Origin of the sequence: Streptomyces sp. NPDC005799, assembly GCF_040630525.1 — a bacterium.
Lineage (GTDB): Bacteria > Actinomycetota > Actinomycetes > Streptomycetales > Streptomycetaceae > Streptomyces > Streptomyces griseorubiginosus_B.
In genome coordinates, this window is sequence record NZ_JBEXXQ010000082.1 from 16,861 (window position 1) to 33,836 (window position 16,976).

General features: G+C 72.3%; 19 protein-coding genes and 2 pseudogenes. 13 read left to right on the forward strand and 8 right to left on the reverse strand.

What is annotated here, in order from left to right:
* Positions 1-50 precede the first annotated feature (50 nt).
* Positions 51-1,316, forward strand: a complete 1,266-nt coding sequence (locus ABZ453_RS46465) for a geranylgeranyl reductase family protein (protein WP_359025430.1) — start codon at positions 51-53, stop codon at positions 1,314-1,316.
* 112 nt (positions 1,317-1,428) lie between these two features.
* Here ABZ453_RS46465 and ABZ453_RS46470 read toward each other — a convergent pair whose 3' ends face one another.
* Positions 1,429-1,878: a nitroreductase family deazaflavin-dependent oxidoreductase gene (locus ABZ453_RS46470; protein WP_359025432.1), complete on the reverse strand. Its 450-nt coding sequence runs from the start codon at positions 1,876-1,878 to the stop codon at positions 1,429-1,431.
* 177 nt (positions 1,879-2,055) lie between these two features.
* Between ABZ453_RS46470 and ABZ453_RS46475 the strand changes: the two genes are divergently transcribed.
* From ABZ453_RS46475 to ABZ453_RS46485, 3 genes are all read left to right on the forward strand, one after another.
* Positions 2,056-2,736, forward strand: a complete 681-nt coding sequence (locus ABZ453_RS46475) for a TetR/AcrR family transcriptional regulator (protein ID WP_359025434.1) — start codon at positions 2,056-2,058, stop codon at positions 2,734-2,736.
* A 92-nt stretch (positions 2,737-2,828) separates the two neighbouring features.
* The gene (locus ABZ453_RS46480) at positions 2,829-4,055 is read left to right on the forward strand and encodes a sensor histidine kinase (RefSeq protein WP_359025436.1); all 1,227 of its coding nucleotides are present in this window, start codon (positions 2,829-2,831) and stop codon (positions 4,053-4,055) included.
* Complete coding sequence (locus tag ABZ453_RS46485) at positions 4,052-4,717, forward strand: response regulator transcription factor (RefSeq protein ID WP_359025438.1); 666 nt, start codon at positions 4,052-4,054, stop codon at positions 4,715-4,717. Before ABZ453_RS46480 ends, ABZ453_RS46485 begins: the two co-directional genes overlap by 4 nt.
* Here ABZ453_RS46485 and ABZ453_RS46490 read toward each other — a convergent pair.
* Positions 4,678-4,962 (reverse strand): DUF6332 family protein, encoded by a 285-nt coding sequence (locus ABZ453_RS46490; RefSeq protein WP_359025440.1) that lies wholly within the window; start codon positions 4,960-4,962, stop codon positions 4,678-4,680. The genes ABZ453_RS46485 and ABZ453_RS46490 overlap by 40 nt on opposite strands.
* Positions 4,963-5,135: 173 nt before the next feature.
* On the opposite strand from ABZ453_RS46490, the pseudogene ABZ453_RS46495 reads away from it, so the two are divergent.
* Positions 5,136-6,130, forward strand: a pseudogene (locus ABZ453_RS46495) (IS5 family transposase).
* Positions 6,131-6,149: 19 nt separating this feature from the next.
* Here ABZ453_RS46495 and ABZ453_RS46500 read toward each other — a convergent pair.
* Positions 6,150-7,631 (reverse strand): MFS transporter, encoded by a 1,482-nt coding sequence (locus ABZ453_RS46500; RefSeq protein ID WP_359025442.1) that lies wholly within the window; start codon positions 7,629-7,631, stop codon positions 6,150-6,152.
* 85 nt (positions 7,632-7,716) lie between these two features.
* Here ABZ453_RS46500 and ABZ453_RS46505 point away from each other — a divergent pair, with 85 nt between their 5' ends.
* A complete protein-coding gene (locus tag ABZ453_RS46505) occupies positions 7,717-8,097 on the forward strand; it encodes a MarR family transcriptional regulator (protein ID WP_359025445.1) in 381 nt (126 codons plus the stop codon).
* Here ABZ453_RS46505 and ABZ453_RS46510 read toward each other — a convergent pair.
* Positions 8,084-8,824: a maleylpyruvate isomerase family mycothiol-dependent enzyme gene (locus ABZ453_RS46510; RefSeq protein ID WP_359025446.1), complete on the reverse strand. Its 741-nt coding sequence runs from the start codon at positions 8,822-8,824 to the stop codon at positions 8,084-8,086. The two genes, ABZ453_RS46505 and ABZ453_RS46510, sit on opposite strands and share 14 nt — an antisense overlap.
* 144 nt (positions 8,825-8,968) lie before the next feature.
* On the opposite strand from ABZ453_RS46510, the gene ABZ453_RS46515 reads away from it, so the two are divergent.
* The 4 genes from ABZ453_RS46515 (at position 8,969) to ABZ453_RS46530 (ending at position 11,228) form a co-directional block, all read left to right on the forward strand.
* On the forward strand, positions 8,969-9,568 hold the full coding sequence (locus tag ABZ453_RS46515) for a molybdopterin-dependent oxidoreductase (protein ID WP_359025448.1): 600 nt from the start codon (positions 8,969-8,971) through the stop codon (positions 9,566-9,568).
* Between the two features lie 2 nt (positions 9,569-9,570).
* Positions 9,571-10,281, forward strand: a complete 711-nt coding sequence (locus ABZ453_RS46520; protein ID WP_359025450.1) for an FAD-binding oxidoreductase — start codon at positions 9,571-9,573, stop codon at positions 10,279-10,281.
* Between the two features lie 12 nt (positions 10,282-10,293).
* Entirely contained in the window at positions 10,294-10,566 is a 273-nt protein-coding gene (locus tag ABZ453_RS46525; RefSeq protein WP_359025452.1) for a DUF6510 family protein, read from the forward strand.
* A 218-nt stretch (positions 10,567-10,784) separates the two neighbouring features.
* Complete coding sequence (locus tag ABZ453_RS46530; protein WP_359025453.1) at positions 10,785-11,228, forward strand: DUF6098 family protein; 444 nt, start codon at positions 10,785-10,787, stop codon at positions 11,226-11,228.
* Between the two features lie 21 nt (positions 11,229-11,249).
* Here the strand turns inward: ABZ453_RS46530 and ABZ453_RS46535 are convergent, their stop codons facing one another.
* On the reverse strand, positions 11,250-11,798 hold the full coding sequence (locus tag ABZ453_RS46535; RefSeq protein ID WP_359025455.1) for a YciI family protein: 549 nt from the start codon (positions 11,796-11,798) through the stop codon (positions 11,250-11,252).
* Positions 11,799-11,899: 101 nt separating this feature from the next.
* On the opposite strand from ABZ453_RS46535, the gene ABZ453_RS46540 reads away from it, so the two are divergent.
* Positions 11,900-12,478 carry a GNAT family N-acetyltransferase gene (locus ABZ453_RS46540; RefSeq protein ID WP_359025457.1) on the forward strand — a complete coding sequence of 193 codons (579 nt, stop codon included), beginning with the start codon at positions 11,900-11,902 and terminating at the stop codon, positions 12,476-12,478.
* Between the two features lie 251 nt (positions 12,479-12,729).
* Here ABZ453_RS46540 and ABZ453_RS46545 read toward each other — a convergent pair whose 3' ends face one another.
* Both ABZ453_RS46545 and ABZ453_RS46550 read right to left on the reverse strand, forming a co-directional pair.
* Entirely contained in the window at positions 12,730-13,899 is a 1,170-nt protein-coding gene (locus ABZ453_RS46545; RefSeq protein WP_359025459.1) for an MFS transporter, read from the reverse strand.
* Positions 13,900-13,998: 99 nt separating this feature from the next.
* A pseudogene (locus ABZ453_RS46550) lies at positions 13,999-14,253 on the reverse strand (hypothetical protein); the annotation flags it as partial.
* A 77-nt stretch (positions 14,254-14,330) separates the two neighbouring features.
* Between ABZ453_RS46550 and ABZ453_RS46555 the strand changes: the two are divergent.
* Both ABZ453_RS46555 and ABZ453_RS46560 read left to right on the forward strand, forming a co-directional pair.
* The gene (locus ABZ453_RS46555) at positions 14,331-15,869 is read left to right on the forward strand and encodes a CYTH and CHAD domain-containing protein (RefSeq protein ID WP_359025461.1); all 1,539 of its coding nucleotides are present in this window, start codon (positions 14,331-14,333) and stop codon (positions 15,867-15,869) included.
* A gap of 115 nt (positions 15,870-15,984) precedes the next feature.
* A complete protein-coding gene (locus ABZ453_RS46560) occupies positions 15,985-16,767 on the forward strand; it encodes a VOC family protein (RefSeq protein WP_359025463.1) in 783 nt (260 codons plus the stop codon).
* A gap of 84 nt (positions 16,768-16,851) precedes the next feature.
* On the opposite strand, the gene ABZ453_RS46565 is transcribed toward ABZ453_RS46560, so the two are convergent.
* A partial coding sequence (locus ABZ453_RS46565) for an ABC transporter ATP-binding protein (protein WP_359025465.1) occupies positions 16,852-16,976 on the reverse strand: 125 nt, incomplete at its 5' end.

Below are 16,976 nucleotides of genomic sequence, written 5' to 3' on the forward strand. Positions count from 1 at the left end.
GGATGCGGGGGACAGGTGCGGCCTAGCCTTGATCGGAGCAGCGGACCATCGTGAGCGGCGACAACTCTTCGGCGGACGACGTGCAGCGGGTGTGGGACGTCGTCGTGGTGGGCGCGGGACCCGCGGGGGCTTCGGCCGCCTACGCGGCGGCGGTCGCGGGGCGGCGCGTGCTGCTGCTGGAGAAGGCCGAGCTGCCCCGCTACAAGACCTGTGGCGGCGGCATCATCGGCCCCTCGCGCGACGCGCTGCCGCCCGGTTTCGAGCTGCCCTTCCGGGACCGGGTGCACGCGGTCACCTTCTCCAACAACGGCCGCTTCACCCGTACCCGCCGCTCCAAGCAGATGCTGTTCGGGCTGATCAACCGCCCGGAGTTCGACCAGCAGCTGGTGGAGCACGCCCAGAAGGCGGGCGCCGAGCTGCGTACGGGCGTCACCGTGCAGCGGGTCGAGCAGCACGGCTCGGCGGTGCCGGACCGGCGCACGGTCGCGGTGGTCCTGCAGGGCGGGCAGACGCTGCTCGCGCGGGCCGTCGTCGGCGCGGACGGCAGCGCCAGCCGGATAGGGGCGCACGTCGGGGTCAAGCTGGACCAGGTCGACCTCGGTCTGGAGGCGGAGATCCCGGTGCCGGAGACGGTCGCCGAGGACTGGCGGGGGCGGGTGCTGATCGACTGGGGGCCGATTCCCGGCAGTTACGGCTGGGTGTTCCCCAAGGGGGACACGCTGACGGTCGGCGTGATCTCCGCGCGGGGCGAGGGCGCCGCCACCAAGCGGTACCTGGAGGAGTTCGTCGGCCGGCTCGGGCTCGCGGGTTTCGAGCCCAGCATCTCCTCGGGGCATCTGACCCGGTGCCGGGCCGACGACTCCCCGCTGTCGCGGGGGCGGGTGCTGGTGTGCGGGGACGCGGCGGGGCTGCTGGAGCCGTGGACCCGCGAGGGCATCTCGTTCGCGCTGCGCTCGGGCCGGCTCGCCGGCGAGTGGGCCGTGCGGATCGCCGAGGCCCACGACGCGGTGGACGCCCGGCGTCAGGCGCTGAACTACGCGTTCGCGATCAAGGCGGGGCTCGGCGTCGAGATGAGCGTCGGCAAGCGCATGCTGATGGCGTTCGAACGCCGGCCGGGCCTCTTCCACGCGGCGCTGACCGGTTTCCGGCCCGCGTGGAACGCGTTCAAGGAGATCACCCAGGGAGCGACGTCCCTGGGCGAGCTCGTCCGTACCCATCCCTTCGCCCAACGGGCCCTGACCGCCCTGGACCGCCGCCCGGTCACCGTGGAGCCGGCGGAGACCACCGAGTCGGAGACCACCGAGGTCAGCTCCTGACCGCGATCAGGACGACCTGCCGGTCGGGGGCCGCCGCGACGGTCTCCTCGCTGGAGGATCGGACGGCGACGCCCTTGAAGTACCGGTCCACCTCCCAGCCCGGGGGGTGAGGTCACTTGGCGGTCTCGATGCGGAAGACCGGGTGGTCGGGGGCGATGCGGCGCAGGTCGGTGTCGGGGGAGTCGGGGCCGACGCCGTTGAAGAAGACGCCGACCTCGGCCTTCCAGCGCTTGAGGTAGGCCCGCAGCAGCGGGACCTTGTCGTCGTCGGCGATCTCGGTGGCGGTGAAGACGTCCACGTGCTTGCCCAGGCGCAGCTCGCCGCCGCCGGCCGCGCGCATGTTGTGCGTCCACTGGACGTGGCCGCGCGGGGCGAGCAGGTACTGCTGTCCGTCGACGACCAGCAGGTTGACGGGGGTGGTCCGCCACTCGCCGCTCTTGCGGCCGCGGACCGCGAGGACCCGTGAGCCCCAGATGCTGATGCCGCGGCGGGTCATCCAGGCGACGGCGCGGTTGAAGACGTTGACGGTGAACCAGCCGGGCTTCTGGACGTGCGTGGACATTGGGGACCCCCATCGTGGAGTAGAGCGGGGAGAGCGCTGCTCGCTTTTGTGAGCACTGCTCTCGCTTGATGAAGAGTCTGCACCCGATCGGTGCTCCAGTGCAAGAGCAGTGCTCTCTTTTTTGTGCACTGCTCACATCTGTGTGCACCGCTCTCGTTCCATGGGACACTGGCCTCCATGAGCACCGCACACAGCGCCCGCGCCCGCGCCAGGATCGAAGTCACCGCCGCCATCAAGGACGAGGCGCGCAGACAACTGGCCGCGGAGGGTGCCGCCAAGCTCTCGCTGCGCGCCGTGGCCCGTGAGCTCGGCATGGTCTCCTCCGCCCTCTACCGCTACTTCCCCAGCCGCGACGACCTGCTGACCGCGCTCATCATCGACGCCTACGACTCGCTCGGCGAGGCCGCCGAAGCGGTTCGCGACACCGCCTCCAAGCCGGTCGATCGCTGGATCGCCGTCTGTGAGGCGGTACGCGCCTGGTCCCTCGCGCACCCCCACGAATACGCCCTGATCTACGGCTCCCCGGTCCCCGGCTACGTCGCCCCCGACACCACCGTCCAGCCCGCCGCCCGCGTCGGTCTCGTCCTCATCGGCATCGTCCGCGACGCCATCAGGGGGCCGGGCGTGCACTTCCCCCCGCTCTCCGCCGAACTGCGCCCCGAGGCCGAGCGCCTCGCCGCCGACATCGCCCCCGACCTCCCGCCGGAGGTGTCGGCGGCCCTGGTCGCGGCCTGGGCGCAGCTGTTCGGCCTGGTCTGCTTCGAGCTGTTCGGCCAGTTCAACCGGGTCGTCGAGGACCGGGAGTCCTTCTTCCGGCATGCGGCGGGGCAGCTCGCGCGGGGGGTGGGGCTGCGGTGAGCGCGCCCGGCGGGCGTACTTCCCAAGGAGTACCCGTGATCACCCCGTCCGGCTGACGATCGTGCGGCCCGCGGGCGTCTAGCGTGGCGGGCATGGAGGAGCAGCGGGTGCGCGCGGCCGGGCCGCCGTGGAGGTGGCGGCACGGGCCGCCGTGGCCGGGGCGCGGCGGGGAGGAGCGTGGGTCGCGGTGGCCGTGGCGGTCCACCGTGGTGGTCACCGTCTTCGTCCTCGTCGGCTCCCAGTTCGCGGCTCACCAGCAGCATGGCGCGCGTGCCTCGCTCGATGTCTTCGCGCGTGTGCTGCTGCTCGTCGCGTCTGGCCTGCTGCTGTGGCGGGGGCGCCACCCGGTGCTGGTCGTCTTCGGTACGGCGGCGGCCGCGATGGTGTATCTCGGCGCCGGATATCCGTACGGGCCGGTCTTCCTCGCCGTGGTCGTGGCGTGCTTCCGCGCCGTCGTCGCCGGGCACCGGCGAGCCGCCTGGGCGGCGCTGGCGATGCTGTGGGCCGGGCACATGCTGGTGGCGCACTGGCTGTACCGATGGCTGCCGCCTTCCGGTGACTCGGCGGCCTCCTGGGCCGGCGAGGGGGTGATCGCCGCGTGGGTGGTGGCGATCGTCGCGTTGGCCGAGCTCACCCGGACGCGGCGCGAGCAGTGGGCCCGCGAGCGTGCCGAGCGGGCCCAGGCGGCCCGGCGCCGGGCCGACGAGGAGCGGCTGCTGATCGCCCGCGAACTGCACGACGTCCTCGCCCACAGCATCTCGGTGATCAACGTCCAGGCCGGCGTGGGCCTCGCCCTCCTCGACACCGACCCCGAGCAGGCCCGCACCGCCCTCACCACCATCAAGGCCGCCAGCAAGGAGGCCCTCGGCGAGGTCCGCCAGGTCCTCGACACCCTCCGCACCCCCGGAGACGCCCCGCGTGCCCCCGCCCCCGGCCTGGACCGGCTCCCCGAACTGGTGCAGCAGGCGGCGAGCGCGGGACTGACCGTCGACGTCGAAGGGACCCCGCCCCGCCTCACGCCCGGTACGGATCTCGCCGCCTTCCGCATCGTCCAGGAAGCGCTCACCAATGTCGTACGGCACTCCGGCTCGCGGCACGCGCGCGTGCGCCTCGAGCACGACCCCCGGACGCTGCGGCTGCGCATCGACGACGACGGGCCGGCGACCGGCGCGGAAGCGGGCGGCAGCGGCAACGGGCTGGCCGGGATGCGGGAGCGGGCCGCCGCGCTCGGTGGCACGATCGAGGCGGGCCCGCGTCCCGACGGGGGCTTCCGGGTGCTCGCCGAACTGCCCCTGCAGACCAAGGAGAACGACCGGTGATCCGCGTACTGCTCGCCGACGACCAGTCACTGGTACGGGCCGGCTTCAAGGCCCTGCTGGACGCGCAGCCGGACATCGAGGTGGCCGGCGAGGCCGCCGACGGTGCGGAGGCGGTGCGTGAGATCCGCGAACTGCGCCCGGACGTCGTGCTGATGGACATCCGCATGCCCGCGCTGGACGGGCTGGCCGCCACTCGTGAGATCAACGCGGACCCGGCGCTGCGGGACGTGAAGGTGGTCATGCTGACCACCTTCGAACTGGACGAGTACGTCTTCGAGGCGATCCGCTCGGGTGCTTCCGGCTTCCTGGTCAAGGACACCGAACCGGAGGAACTCCTGCGCGCCGTCAGGGCGGTGGTCGAGGGCGACGCACTGCTGTCCCCCGGGGTCACCCGCCGGCTGATCGCCGAGTTCGCCGCCCGTTCCAAGGAGCCCGCGGCCGCCGACGCCCTTGCCGGGCTCACCGAGCGGGAGCGGGAGGTGATGGCCCTGGTCGGCATCGGCCTGTCCAACGAGGAGATCGCCCGCCGCCTGGTCGTCAGTCCCCTGACCGCGAAGACCCACGTCAGCCGCACGATGGTCAAGCTGGGCGCCCGCGACCGAGCCCAACTGGTCGTGCTGGCCTACGAGTCGGGGTTGGTGCGGCCGGGCTGGCTGGGCTGAGCCGCACGCCGGAACCGCACCAGGACACTCACCACCCGGACGACGAAGGCGATCGGCGCGAGCGTCAGGCCCACCCGCAGCAGTACCGCCGACAGCAGCGGGGGCAGACCGAAGAGCAACGCCGGACCGGCGACCGCCCCGAGGATCACCGCTGCCGCGAACGCGGCGCTCACCAGCGCGTACCCGACCTCCACGATCGTCGCGTCCTGCTCGGCCTTGTTGCGCCGTCCCCCGTGACCGTCCATCCGTCCAGTACACAGCCGTGCGTCCGGCGGGGCAACCAACTCCCGCCGGACGCACGGACGTACACAGGGAGACGAGACATCTCCCTGGTCCCCCTAGGGCCTGTTCCAGGTTCGGATCATTGGTTTCGGGGATTCGCCGGTACCGGGCGGCTTGGGCCTGGTAGTTGTCGAGGGTGGCGCGTGGTGATCTCTCGGATGCCGAGTGGGAGTTGGTCGAGCCGTTCTTGCCCGTGGGTGAGCGCGGCCCGGTCCCTGACCTGCGGCGGCTGTTCAACGCCGTGATGTGGCGGTTCAGGGCCGGGTGCCCCTGGCGGGACCTGCCGCAGGAGTACGGCTCCTGGTCGACCGTCTATGGCGCATTCCAGCGCTGGGCGCTGGCCGGGACCTTCCGGACACTGATGGAGGGGATGATCGCCGAGGCGGCAGCCCGGGGGCAGGTCGATCTCGACCTGGTCGGCGTGGATTCCACGATCGCACGCGCTCATCATCACGCGGCAGGGATGGCCGTCGACACCGAGTTGCTGGACGAGCTGGAGAAGGCCGTCACCGAGGAAAAGGGGCTTCTGGAAAGAGGCAAAGCGCGCCGATAGCCTCGCCGGGCGAGGGCAGTGACGACGCAGTGCGTGAGGAGCGGCGGCGTTTATGGCGGCGGCGCAGAGCCCGGCTCCGTGCGGCTGAACTGGGCCGTTCCCGGGGCGGGCTGACCACCAAGACCCACCTCGCGGCCGAACGCCGGTGCCGGCCGCTGTCGTTCGTCGTCACGCCAGGACAGGCCGCCGACAGCCCCCGCTTCATTCCGGTACTGGAGGGCATCAGAGTGCGCGGCCCGGTCGGCCGCCCGCGCACCCGGCCCGGCGCCGTCGCCGCGGACAGGGCGTACTCCTCCCGCGCGAACCGCGCCTACCTGCGGCGACGCCGCATCCGCGGTGTCATCCCGGAGAAGGCCGACCAGGCTGCCAACCGCAAGAAGAAGGGCTCGCGGGGCGGCCGCCCGCCCGGTCACGATGCGGACCTGTACAAGGACCGCAACACCGTCGAACGCTGCATCAACAAGATCAAGGAGTGGCGAGGGCTGGCTACCCGCTACGACAAGACCGCCACCAGCTACCTCACCGGACTCCACCTGCGCGGCGCCATGATCTGGATCCGCAGCCTCCGACCAGCATGATCCGAACCTGGAACAGGCCCTAGTCGCGTGCGGGCACGCGCTCCGCCTCCAGGGAGGTGGACCTGGCGACGACGACCGACTGCTGTCCACGGCGCGTGCGCAGGCCCGTGAGTGTGATGAGCAGGCCGGCCACCGCGACCGCGGTGACGACCACGAAACCGGGCCGGTAGCTGTCCAACACCGCCTGGGCGGTGGCGTGTTCAGGGGCGCCCGCGGTCACCACGGCCGTCACCACGGCGAGGAAGATCGCGCCGCCCACCTGCACCGAGGTGTTGAGCAACCCGGAGACCATGCCCTGCTCGTGGTCCTCGACCCCGTTGGTGGCCTGGATGTTGAGGGAGGGGAAGACCAGCGCGCAGGCCGCGCCGATCAGCAGCATCGACGGCAGGACGACGGCCGCGTACACCGGGTCGAGGTTGATGCGCAGGAACAGCGCGTACCCGACGACCATCAGCGCGAACCCCGCCGCGATCAGCCGCTGGGTGCCGAACCGGTCGACGACGGAGCCGACCTTCGTCGAGGACACGGCGACCAGCGCGCCCGCGGGCAGGAAGGCCAGCGCGGTGTGCAGGGCCGACCAGCCCAGCAGCGACTGCATGTACAGCGTGGTCAGGAACTGGAACCCGACGTACGAGCCGAAGAAGGCCACCGCGCCGAGCTGGGCGCGGATCTGGCTGCCGGAGCGCAGCACGCCCAGGCGGATCAGGGGGCCGGGTGAGCGTCGCTCGACCAGGACGAACACGGTGAGCAGCACGGCGACCGCGAGGAAGGACAGCAGCGTGCGGGCCGAGGCCCAGCCGGCCTGGGGTGCCTGGACGACGGTGAACACCAGCAGCAGCATCGACGCGGTGCCGATGACGGCGCCGGGGACGTCATAGCCGTTGTGGTCCTTCTCCCGTTCGCTGCGCGGCAGCAGCTTCAGGCCCGCCAGCAGCGCGATCAGGGCGATGGGCGCGGGCAGCAGCATGGTCAGACGCCAACTGGCCTCGGTGAGCAGGCCGGAGAGGACCAGGCCCATGGAGAAGCCGGTGGCGGCACACGTGGTGTAGATGGACAGGGCGCGGTTGCGCAGCGGGCCCTCGGCGAAGGTCGTGGTGATGATCGACAGGCCGGCCGGCGCGGTGAAGGCGGCGCTCAGGCCCTTGATGAAGCGGCTGGCGATCAGCAGCGGGCCCGAGTCCACGAGGCCGCCGAGCAGTGAGGCGAGGGCGAAGACACCGAGGGCGACCAGGAAGACCTGACGCCGGCCGAGCAGGTCGGCGGTGCGTCCGCCGAGGAGCAGCAGCCCGCCGTAGCCCAGGATGTAGCCGCTGACGATCCACTGCAGGGTCGAGGTGGACAGGTGGAGGTCGGAGCCGATGGACGGCAGGGCGACGCCGACCATCGACACGTCCAGCGCGTCCAGGAACATCGCGGCGCAGAGCACCAGCAGGGTGCCCCACAGCCGGGGGGTCCAGCGGACCGTCGAGGCGTCCGTGGAGGTGGTGAGCGGAGAGGTCATGCCGGAGACACTACATGCGCATGCATCGAATGCAAACGCATTTAATGCCGATGCAATAAATTCGGTTCTCTGCTACGGTGCGCTGATGGCGGCGAAGAACCCCGAGCAGGCGCTCGTGGACCAGTGGCGGGACATCCTGGCGCTCCATGCGCGCACCCAGTGCGAACTGGACCGCGCACTGCACCAGCACGGCCTGTGCGCCAGCGACTTCGAGGTGCTGGACGTACTGTCGGGCGAATCCTGCGCCTACCGCGTCCAGGAGATCGCCGAGCGCGTCCACCTCAGCCAGAGCGCCCTGTCCCGGCTCATCGCCCGACTGGAGAAGGACCGCCTCGTCGAGCGCGCGATGTGCCCCGAGGACCGGCGGGGCGTCCGGGTCGCCCTCACGGAGAAGGGACGCGCGCTGCACGGCACGGTACTGCCGGTGCAGCGCGCGGTGCTGACGCGGATGCTCAGCTCCAGCTGACGGCCGACTTCTCCCGCCACAGCGCGGCGACGGAATCGTCCCCACTCACCTCAGGGAACGCCTGCCGGTTCCACAGCGCCGCGTACAACCGCGGGGCGGGCCCGGCCACTTCGCAATCGGCGGCGCCCTCCGCGCCCCACACGGTCACCGGCGGCTCCCGAGACAGTCGTACCGTCCACACCGCGCCGTCCGCGTCCGTCGCCCGCACCCGCAGCACCCGGGGCGTGTCGCTGCGGACCTTGCTCCTGGTGCGGGCGTGGAAGCCGCACAGCAGCTCGTCGATGCCGTCCGCCGCGAAGCCGGCGGAGATCCCGGACGGCGTACCACCCCGCGCGGACTCGGCGTCGAGCCGGTGCACGGTCGTCTCGTGCGCCTGCCGCCGGGCCCAGAACGCCAGCGGCGACGGCGCGGGCAGGAAGTGCCAGCACTCCACCCCGGGCGGGGCCGAGGCGAGGGTGTCGACGAGGTACCGGTGCCCCTCCCGGAACCAGCTCAGCAACGCGTCGCCGTCGAGGTCGGGCAGCCCACCGTCGGGGTGGTACGAGGTGTGTCCTTCGGCGACGAAGGCGGCAGCCCACCGATGCACCATCCCGGTGTGCCGCACCAGATCCCGAACCTGCCAGTCCGGACAGGTCGGCACCTTGGCGTCGGTCCCGGCCGCCTCGGCGGCCGCCGCCAGCAGCAGCCCCTCCCGGTCGAGGATCTCCACGAACTCGGCTGTCTCCATGGGGTGAGTGTGCCGGACGGCGCGACGGCGGGACCACCCGGCGGGTCGGCCGTTTGTGCGAACCGCATGCGGGGGGCCGAGCCACGGCCGATGATGGGGGGACCCGGCCGTCACGCCCGCCGAGTCCAGGAGAGCGATGCCGTCATGAGTTCCTTCTCGCCCGGCTTCCGCGGACGCGCCCGTTCGCTGGCGGACCGGCTGCCGCCCGGGCAGTACCCGACCGAGCAGTTTCCGGTGCTGTCCGCCGGCCCCACCCCGCGGGTGTCCACCGACACCTGGACCTTCACCATCACCACCGAGACCGGGGACACCCACGCCTGGACCTGGGCGCAGATGATGGCCCTCCCGCAGCAGGAGACGGTGACGGACATCCACTGCGTCACCCGCTGGTCCAAGTTCGACACCCAGTGGCGGGGCGTGCCGCTCGACGCGTTCTTCGAGGACGTGGAGACGGCCGCGGACTTCGTCACCGTCGACAGCCACGGCGGCTACACCACCAACCTCCCCCTGGAGGACCTCCTCGACGGCCAGGCGTGGATCGCCCACTCCTACGACGGCTACCCCCTCTCCCCGGAACACGGCGGCCCGGCCCGGCTGCTCGTGCCGCACCTGTACTTCTGGAAGTCCGCCAAGTGGGTCCGCGGCCTGCGGCTCACCCACGAGGACGAGCCCGGCTTCTGGGAGTCCGTCGGCTACCACAACTACGGCGACCCATGGCGCGAGCAGCGCAACTGGGGGGACTGAGCATGCGCATCGCCTGGCGCCGGGCCCGGCTCGAGGGGCGTCACCCGCAGACCGCCACCGCCCGCTCCCTGCTGTTCACCGTGCCGGGCTGGCCAGGCCACCTGCCCGGCCAGCACGTCGACGTGCGGTTGACGGCCGACGACGGGTATCAGGCCGTACGCAGCTACTCGCTCGCCGCGCCCGCCGACGGCAACCGCATCGAGCTGGGCGTGCAGGCCGTGCCCGGCGGCGAGGTCTCGCCCTACCTCGCCGACGAGCTGCCGGAGGGCGCCGAGGTCGAGGTGCGCGGCCCGCTCGGCAACTGGTTCGTCTGGCGTTCGGAGCAGACCCGACCGGTGCTGCTGGTCGCGGGCGGCTCCGGGGTCGTGCCGCTGATGGCGATGATCCGGGCCCACCGGACGGCGCGGTCGGTCGCCCCCTTCCATCTGCTGTACTCCGTGCGCACGCCCGCCGAGATCTGGTACGGCGACCAGCTGACCGACCGCGGCCCCAGCCTCGACGTGCACCTCCTGTTCACCCGCCAGGGCCCGCCCGGCGACTCCCGCGCCGTCGGCCGCCTCGCCCAGGCCGATCTGGAGAAGCTGGCCGCCCGTCTCGGGGCGACCAGTCCCGTCTTCGTCTGCGGTCCCACCGCCTTCGTCGAGACGGCCGCCGACCTGCTCACCGGCCTGGGTCTCGACCCCGCCACCATCCGCACCGAACGCTTCGGCTGACCGGAGGCCCCCATGGCAGACGACACCGCCCGTCTCGACGGCAACTGTCTCGCCGGACCGCTCTCGGAGATCCTCTCCGTGGAGGCGACCACGGCCTGGTGGCGCTGCCCCGAGTGCGCCCGCTCCGGCCCGCTCGCAGGACTGCACGTCTACGGCCCCGACCCCGGCCTCACCGCCCGCTGCCCTGGCTGCGCCCACATCGCCCTGCGCCTGGTGCGCGACGGCGACCACATCTGGCTGAGCCTGGGCGGCGGAACGGGCGCCTTCCGCTTCCGCACCGCCTGACGCGCCTTCACCCGGGGCAGCGGATCACGCTGCGTTCGGCGCCGTGCGCACCGGGTACTCGGGGCCTCCGCGGATGATCAGGAGGTGCCGCAGTGGACGCTACGGGCGACCGGATCGCGGACCCACGGGGTGAACGGACGCCCTACGAGCCGGACGCCGCATGGGCCACCCGCCGCGGCTGCTCACCACCGTGGGCGCAGGCAAGGAGTGAGCGCTTCATGACCCGCGAACTGCCCGTGCTGCGTACCCTCGACGAGGTCGCCGACCTGGTGCGGCGCACCCCCTGTCTCTTCGTGCGCTGGTCCCACGGCCCCGACGCCGACCGGGGGTTGTCCGAGAGCCGCGACGCCCTCACCGGCATCCGCATGTCGGGCCTGTCGGCCAACCCGCTCGACGTCGAGCCCTGGTGGGAGGACCGGCCCGTCGAGCTGTGGGTGGCGCGCAGGCTCTACGACTACTCCCATCTGCCGCGCGACAAGGGCGAGGGCGTGCGGCCCTGGATTCTGCGGGGCCGCGTCCAGGGGCGCGGCCCCGACAACGAGCCGCTGGTCGGCGAAGTGGAACCCGTCGGCTGGATCGACGACCAGGTGATCAAGGACGCCGTGTCCGCGGTGGTGGAGCAGGCCGGCCCGTGGGGGCCCATGCGGCGGGCGGAGACCTGAAACCGAGGGCGGCAGTCGTCGTTACGACCGCCCGCCGAACTGCCAGTCATGGACCTCGACGTCGGCGTACCCGCCGGGGGACAGGACGGTTCGGGCCGCGTCCCGGTTTGGCGCGCGCAGCAGCACCGCCGTACCCAGCCATGTGGCGCCGTCGTCGGACAACAGGGGGCCGTAGGCGATGAGTTCGTCCCGCTCGGCGGGCGGAGCGAGGTCGACGGCCGGCCCGGAACCGAGTCCGAGCACCAGGTAACGGTCGCCTCCGGTCCGGCCGCCGGGGAACTCCCACATCGTCCGCCCCAGCACATTGCGCCACCGGCGCAGCAGTACGTCCCGGTACACGCCGGCCTGGTAGTTGGGCTCGTCGAAGGCGAAGGCGCGGGCGGCGGCAGGGTCCGGCAGATCGAGGATGTGCACACTCCCGGACGGCGCGTCGCCCTCACTCGGGAAGGTCGGCCCGCGAGCGATCATCTCCTTCGCGTACCCGTCCATGTACGACCAGTGCGCCTGAAGCAACTCCTCGCGCAGCGCCGCCGATCCGGCCCGGTCACGGTGATGACAGAAGAACTCCATGCTCCGGGACTCTCGCCGACACACGGGCACATCTCAACCGGCTTTTCCCGTGACGGCGTCTCGCGGGGGAAGAGCAGCGGCTGTCGTGGCACGGTGGTGTCATGACCATCGAAGTGCGTCCGGCCTCGGACTTCGCGGACGTCCGTGCCGTGATCGGCCCGAAGTCGCCCACGGCCACTGTCTGCTGGTGTCTGAGCCATCGGCTCCCGTCCAAGCTGAACAAGGAGCTGCGCGGGCCGGCCCGTGGGGAGTACGTCGCCGGTCTGTGCCGCTCGGTGCCGCCTCCCGGCGTGCTCGCCTACGACGGCGACGAACCGGCCGGCTGGGCGGCCGTGGCACCGCGCGCCGACACCACCTACGCGCGCAGCCGCCAGATCCCGCACGTGGACGACCTGCCGGTCTGGTCGCTGTGGTGCATCCGGGTACGCCCGGGCCACCGCGGCAAGGGGGTCTCGCACGCCCTCGTCGCCGGCGCCGTGGACTTCGCCCGCGACCACGGCGCCCCCGTCATCGAGGCGTACCCCCTCGACAACGGCGACGCCAAGGTCGACACGACGATGGCGTACGCCGGCATCAGGAGCACCTTCGAACGGGCCGGCTTCGTCCACGTCGCCGTCACCACCTCGGTACTGGCCGGCCATCCCCGCGTCCTCCTGCGGCTCGACCTGCGTCAGGGGTGATTGGGGGAGGGTCGTGGTGATGTAGCGCCGTCGTGTGGTCATCGGTCCTCCTGCCGGTGGCGGGGGCCGGGTCCGCACAACGCGTCGAGGCCCCGTCCCGGGGTCTCGGACTCGGTACGCGTCCGTGCTCAGCAGCCCCGTCGGCGGGGCATCGTCCGGTGCTGAGGCGAAGGCGTGATCATGGCGTCGACCGTGGCAATGACGGCTTGCGGTGCGCACCGGGTTTTCCGGCGGCGGGCAGGGGGTGCCGATCAGCGCTCCGCCGCGCGTCGGGTCACGCCGCCGATGGCCGCCGCCGTGGCGGCCAGCACGGCCACGCTGGTGAGTGCGGCGGGGAGGGAGAACCAGTCCGCCATGAAGCCGATGGCGGGCGGCCCCAGCAGCATGCCCCCGTAGCCGAGGGTGGACGCGATCGCGACCCCCTCGGGGCCGGCGAGCGTGCCGGCCCGTTCCACGGCGACGGGGAAGAGGTTGGCGAGACCGAGGCCGGTGATCACGAAGCCGACGAGTGCGAGCCAGAGGGCGGGGGCGAGCGCGCCGAGGAGCATGCCGCCCGCCGCGGTCGCCCCGCCCACGACCAGGGTGCGGGTGCGGCCCAGGCGTTCGAGCAGCCGGGTGCCGGTCAGTCGGCCGATGGTCATGGCCAGCGCGAAGCAGGAGTAACCGACGGCCGCGACGCCCGCCGCGGCGTCGAGGTCCTGCTCCAGGTGCAGGGCGCTCCAGTCGGCCAGCGCCCCCTCCCCGTAGGCCGTGCACAGGGCGATCAGGCCGAAGGTGATCACGAGGGGGCGGGCGGTGGTCCCCGGGCCGCTGGGGGTGGATGTGGCCCGGGGCGCGGGCTCCGGCGGTACCGGGGGAGGGATGCGCAGGAGGGCGCGGCCGGCGAGGAAAGTGACCAGCAGCCCGATCACGGTGAGGCCGAGGAGATGCTCCGTGGGGGACAGCGCTCCCGCGACCAGCGCGCCCAGCCCCGCGCCGGCCATGCCGCCGAGGCTGAAGGCGGCGTGGAAGCTGGGCATGATCGGGCGTCGCAGGGTCCGCACCAGATCGACCGCGGCGCTGTTGAACGCGACGTTGATGCCGCCGTACGCGCTGCCGAAGACCAGCAGCACCGCGCCCAGCGTGAGGGCCGAGTGGGTGAGCGGCGGCAGCGCGACGCTGAGCGAGAGCAGGACACCGCAGACCACGGTCACCGGATGGCTGCCGAAGCGCCGGCAGAGCCGCCCGGTCAGCATCATCGTCACCACGGCCCCGGCGGAGACCCCGAGCAGGGCGAGCCCCAGGGCACTGGCCGAGGCGCCGGTCTGCTGCTTGATGGCGGGGATGCGGACGACCCAGCCGGCGAAGACGAAGCCGTCGAGGGCGAAGAAGACGGTGAGGACGGCACGGAGGCGGGTGAGGTCGGTTCGGACGCCCGGCACGACGTTGTGCTGTCGGGCTTTGTTTATTTCCGGCACAAAGTCAGGCTAGATGAGGTCCCCGAGAGGGACAAGGTCGGGACCCTGCGCGTTCGGCGCGCTCTACTGCCGACGTTCAAGTGCCGTCATGGTGCCGTAGGTCGCCAGGCCGTACGTCAGGTGCGGCACCGCGTCCGATGCCCAGTCCCGCGGGACCAACGGGCCGCATCACTCACTCCCCAGCCGTGCCATCGGCAGATCGGTCGCCGCCATGGCCAGAGCGCCGGTGGCCGCACCGCCCAGCCACCAGGGCATGCGGACGCCGGCCCGGTGCAGCAGCGAGACGGCCGCCCCCATGGTGCAACCGACGGCGATCCCCATCCGATCAGTGCGATCCGCCCGGCCATCTGGCCGCATCCGGGTTTGATTCGGGCGGACATGAGTACGCGATTCATATGACCGAGTCAAAGCGTGAGACAGAGCGAAAATACGAAGCTCCGTCGGCCGATGACACCTCGTGGCTTCCGAAGCTGACCGGCGTGGCCGACATCGCTTCAGTCGTGGAGCAGGGCACCGACGAACTGGATGCCGTCTACTACGACACCGAGGACCTGCGCCTGGCGGGCGCCGCGGCAACGCTACGGCGCAGGACGGGCGGGGCCGACGCCGGCTGGCATCTCAAACTGCCGCTGTCCGGCGACAGCCGGGAGGAGGTGCAGGCCCCGTTGTCCCCCACCATTCCCGACACCCTGCGCGACCTGGCCCTCTCCCGCACCCGGGGCGCCGAACTGGTCCCGGTCGTGCGCATCCGGTCCACCCGCAGCACCCGGCACCTCCTCGACGAGGACGGCACACTGCTGGCCGAACTGACCGTCGACGGCGTCCGCGCGGATTCCATGGGCACCACGACGACCCGGGCCGCCTGGGCCGAGATGGAGATCGAACTCGCCGAGGACACCGATCCCGCGCTGCTGGACGTCCTGGACAAGACGCTGCACAAGAAGGGGATCGAGCGCGCGGGCCATCCCTCGAAGCTGGCCAGGGCGCTGGAGGAGACCGGAGTGGGCGCGCCGCGCCTGCCGGACGGCCGGGCCGAGAGCGTGGTCGAGGGCTCGGCGGGCGAGGAGGTCCTCAGGTACGTCGACGCGCAGGTGCGCACGCTGGTCGCCCTCGACCCCGCGGTACGGCGCGACCGGCCGGACTCCGTGCACCAGATGCGCGTCGCCTGCCGACGGCTGCGCAGCACCCTGCGCTCCTACCGGGCGGTGCTCGACCGTGACGTCACCGATCCCGTCCGCGAGGAACTCAAGTGGCTCGGCGGCGAACTGGGGGCCGAGCGCGACCAGGAAGTCCTCGCCGAGCGGCTCTCCGCTCACCTCTCGCACACACCCGAGGAGCTGGTCCTCGGCCCCGTCGCCGCCCGGCTGAAGGCATGGAACGTCGCCTCCGCCGCCGAGGCCCACCAGCGCAGCCTCGACGCCCTGAACTCGCCGCGCTACCTGGCCCTCCTCGACTCCCTCGCCCTCCTCACGGAGCAGCCCCCGCTGCGCCGCAAGGCGGCCCGCAAGCCGAAGAAGGTGCTGGCCAAGGCGGTTCTCAAGGAGTACGACAGGCTCTCGGACCGGGTGGCCCACGCGGTGGAGCTGCCGCCGGGCGCGGAACGCGACACCGCCCTGCACCAGGCCCGCAAGGCCGCCAAGAAGACCCGCTACGCCACCGAACCGGCGCGGGCCACGCTCGGCACGCCCGCCAAGCGGCTCGGCAAGCGCGTGAAGGCCGTGCAGAAGGTGCTCGGCGACCACCAGGACAGCGTGGTGGCGAGGGACAACCTGCGCAGCCTGGCCCTCGCGGCGTACTCGGCGGGCGAGGGCGGCTTCACCTGGGGTCTGTTGTACGGGCAGGAACAGGGTCTGGCCGCGGAGCGCGAACGGGAGCTGCCGTCGGTGTGGGCCGAGGCGGCGAAGCCCCGGTTGCGCAAGGACCTCGGCGGCTGAGGCCCCCGCTCGGGTGAAAGCCCGCGCGGGATCCGGGTCGGCTCCGTGGCAGTCCGCCGCGCGGGCGGCATGGTGGCGGCGACTCCGACACCGGACGCCGTAGGAAAGGGAACCCATGCTTGGCACCGACTTCCGCACCGGATCGCCCAACTGGCTCGACCTGGGCAGCCCCGACCCGGACGCCACCGCCGCTTTCTACGCGGCCGTCTTCGGCTGGCGGTTCGTCTCCGCCGGGCCCGAGGCGGGCGGGTACGGGTTCTTCCAGAAGGACGGGCGGACCGTCGGCGCCCAGGGCCCGCTGGCCGAGGAGGGCGCCGAGCCCGCCTGGACGACGTACTTCCAGAGCGACGACATCCAGGCCACCACCCGTGATGTGATCGCCGGCGGCGGCAGCGTGCGCGCCGAGCCGATGGACGTCATGGGCGAGGGATGGCTGGCCCAGTACACCGACCCGCAGGGCGCGCGGTTCGCGGTGTGGCAGCCGGGGCGGACCAAGGGCCTGGAGAAGGCCTCCGAGGACGACACGCTGGTGTGGGTGGAACTGCACGTCGGCGACCCCGAGGCGGCGATCCGCTTCTACAACGGGCTCTTCGGCTGGCGTTCGCAGGAGATGGAGGCGCCCGGCATGACCTACCGGGTGCTCAGCATCGCCGACGGGGACCAGCAGGAGGGCTCGTTCGGCGGAGTGGCCCCGCTGCAGGGCGACGGGGAGGACGCCCGCTGGGTGCCGTACTTCGCCGTGGCCGACGCCGACGCCGTCGTCGCCAGGGTGGGGGAGAGCGGCGGTTCGGTGGTCATGCCGGCCGCGAACGTCCCGGACGTCGGCCGTATCGCCTGGCTGGCCGACCCGACCGGCGCGGTCTTCGCCGTACTGAAGCCGAATCCGCGCCAGGGCTGAAGGCCGCCCGACAGCGCGAGCGGGAAGCATCCAGGGCGGCCCACGTCGTGAGGACGTGGGCCGCCCTGGTTACGAGGGGCGGGGTCAGGAGGCGGTCTCACCGCCCGCCGCGAGGGGTGCGGTGAGGTCTGCTTCTTCGGGGAGTTCTTCGACGTCGACGCCGCGGACCTGGCTGAGTTCGTGTTTGAGGGCGGCGAGTTCGGCGCCGC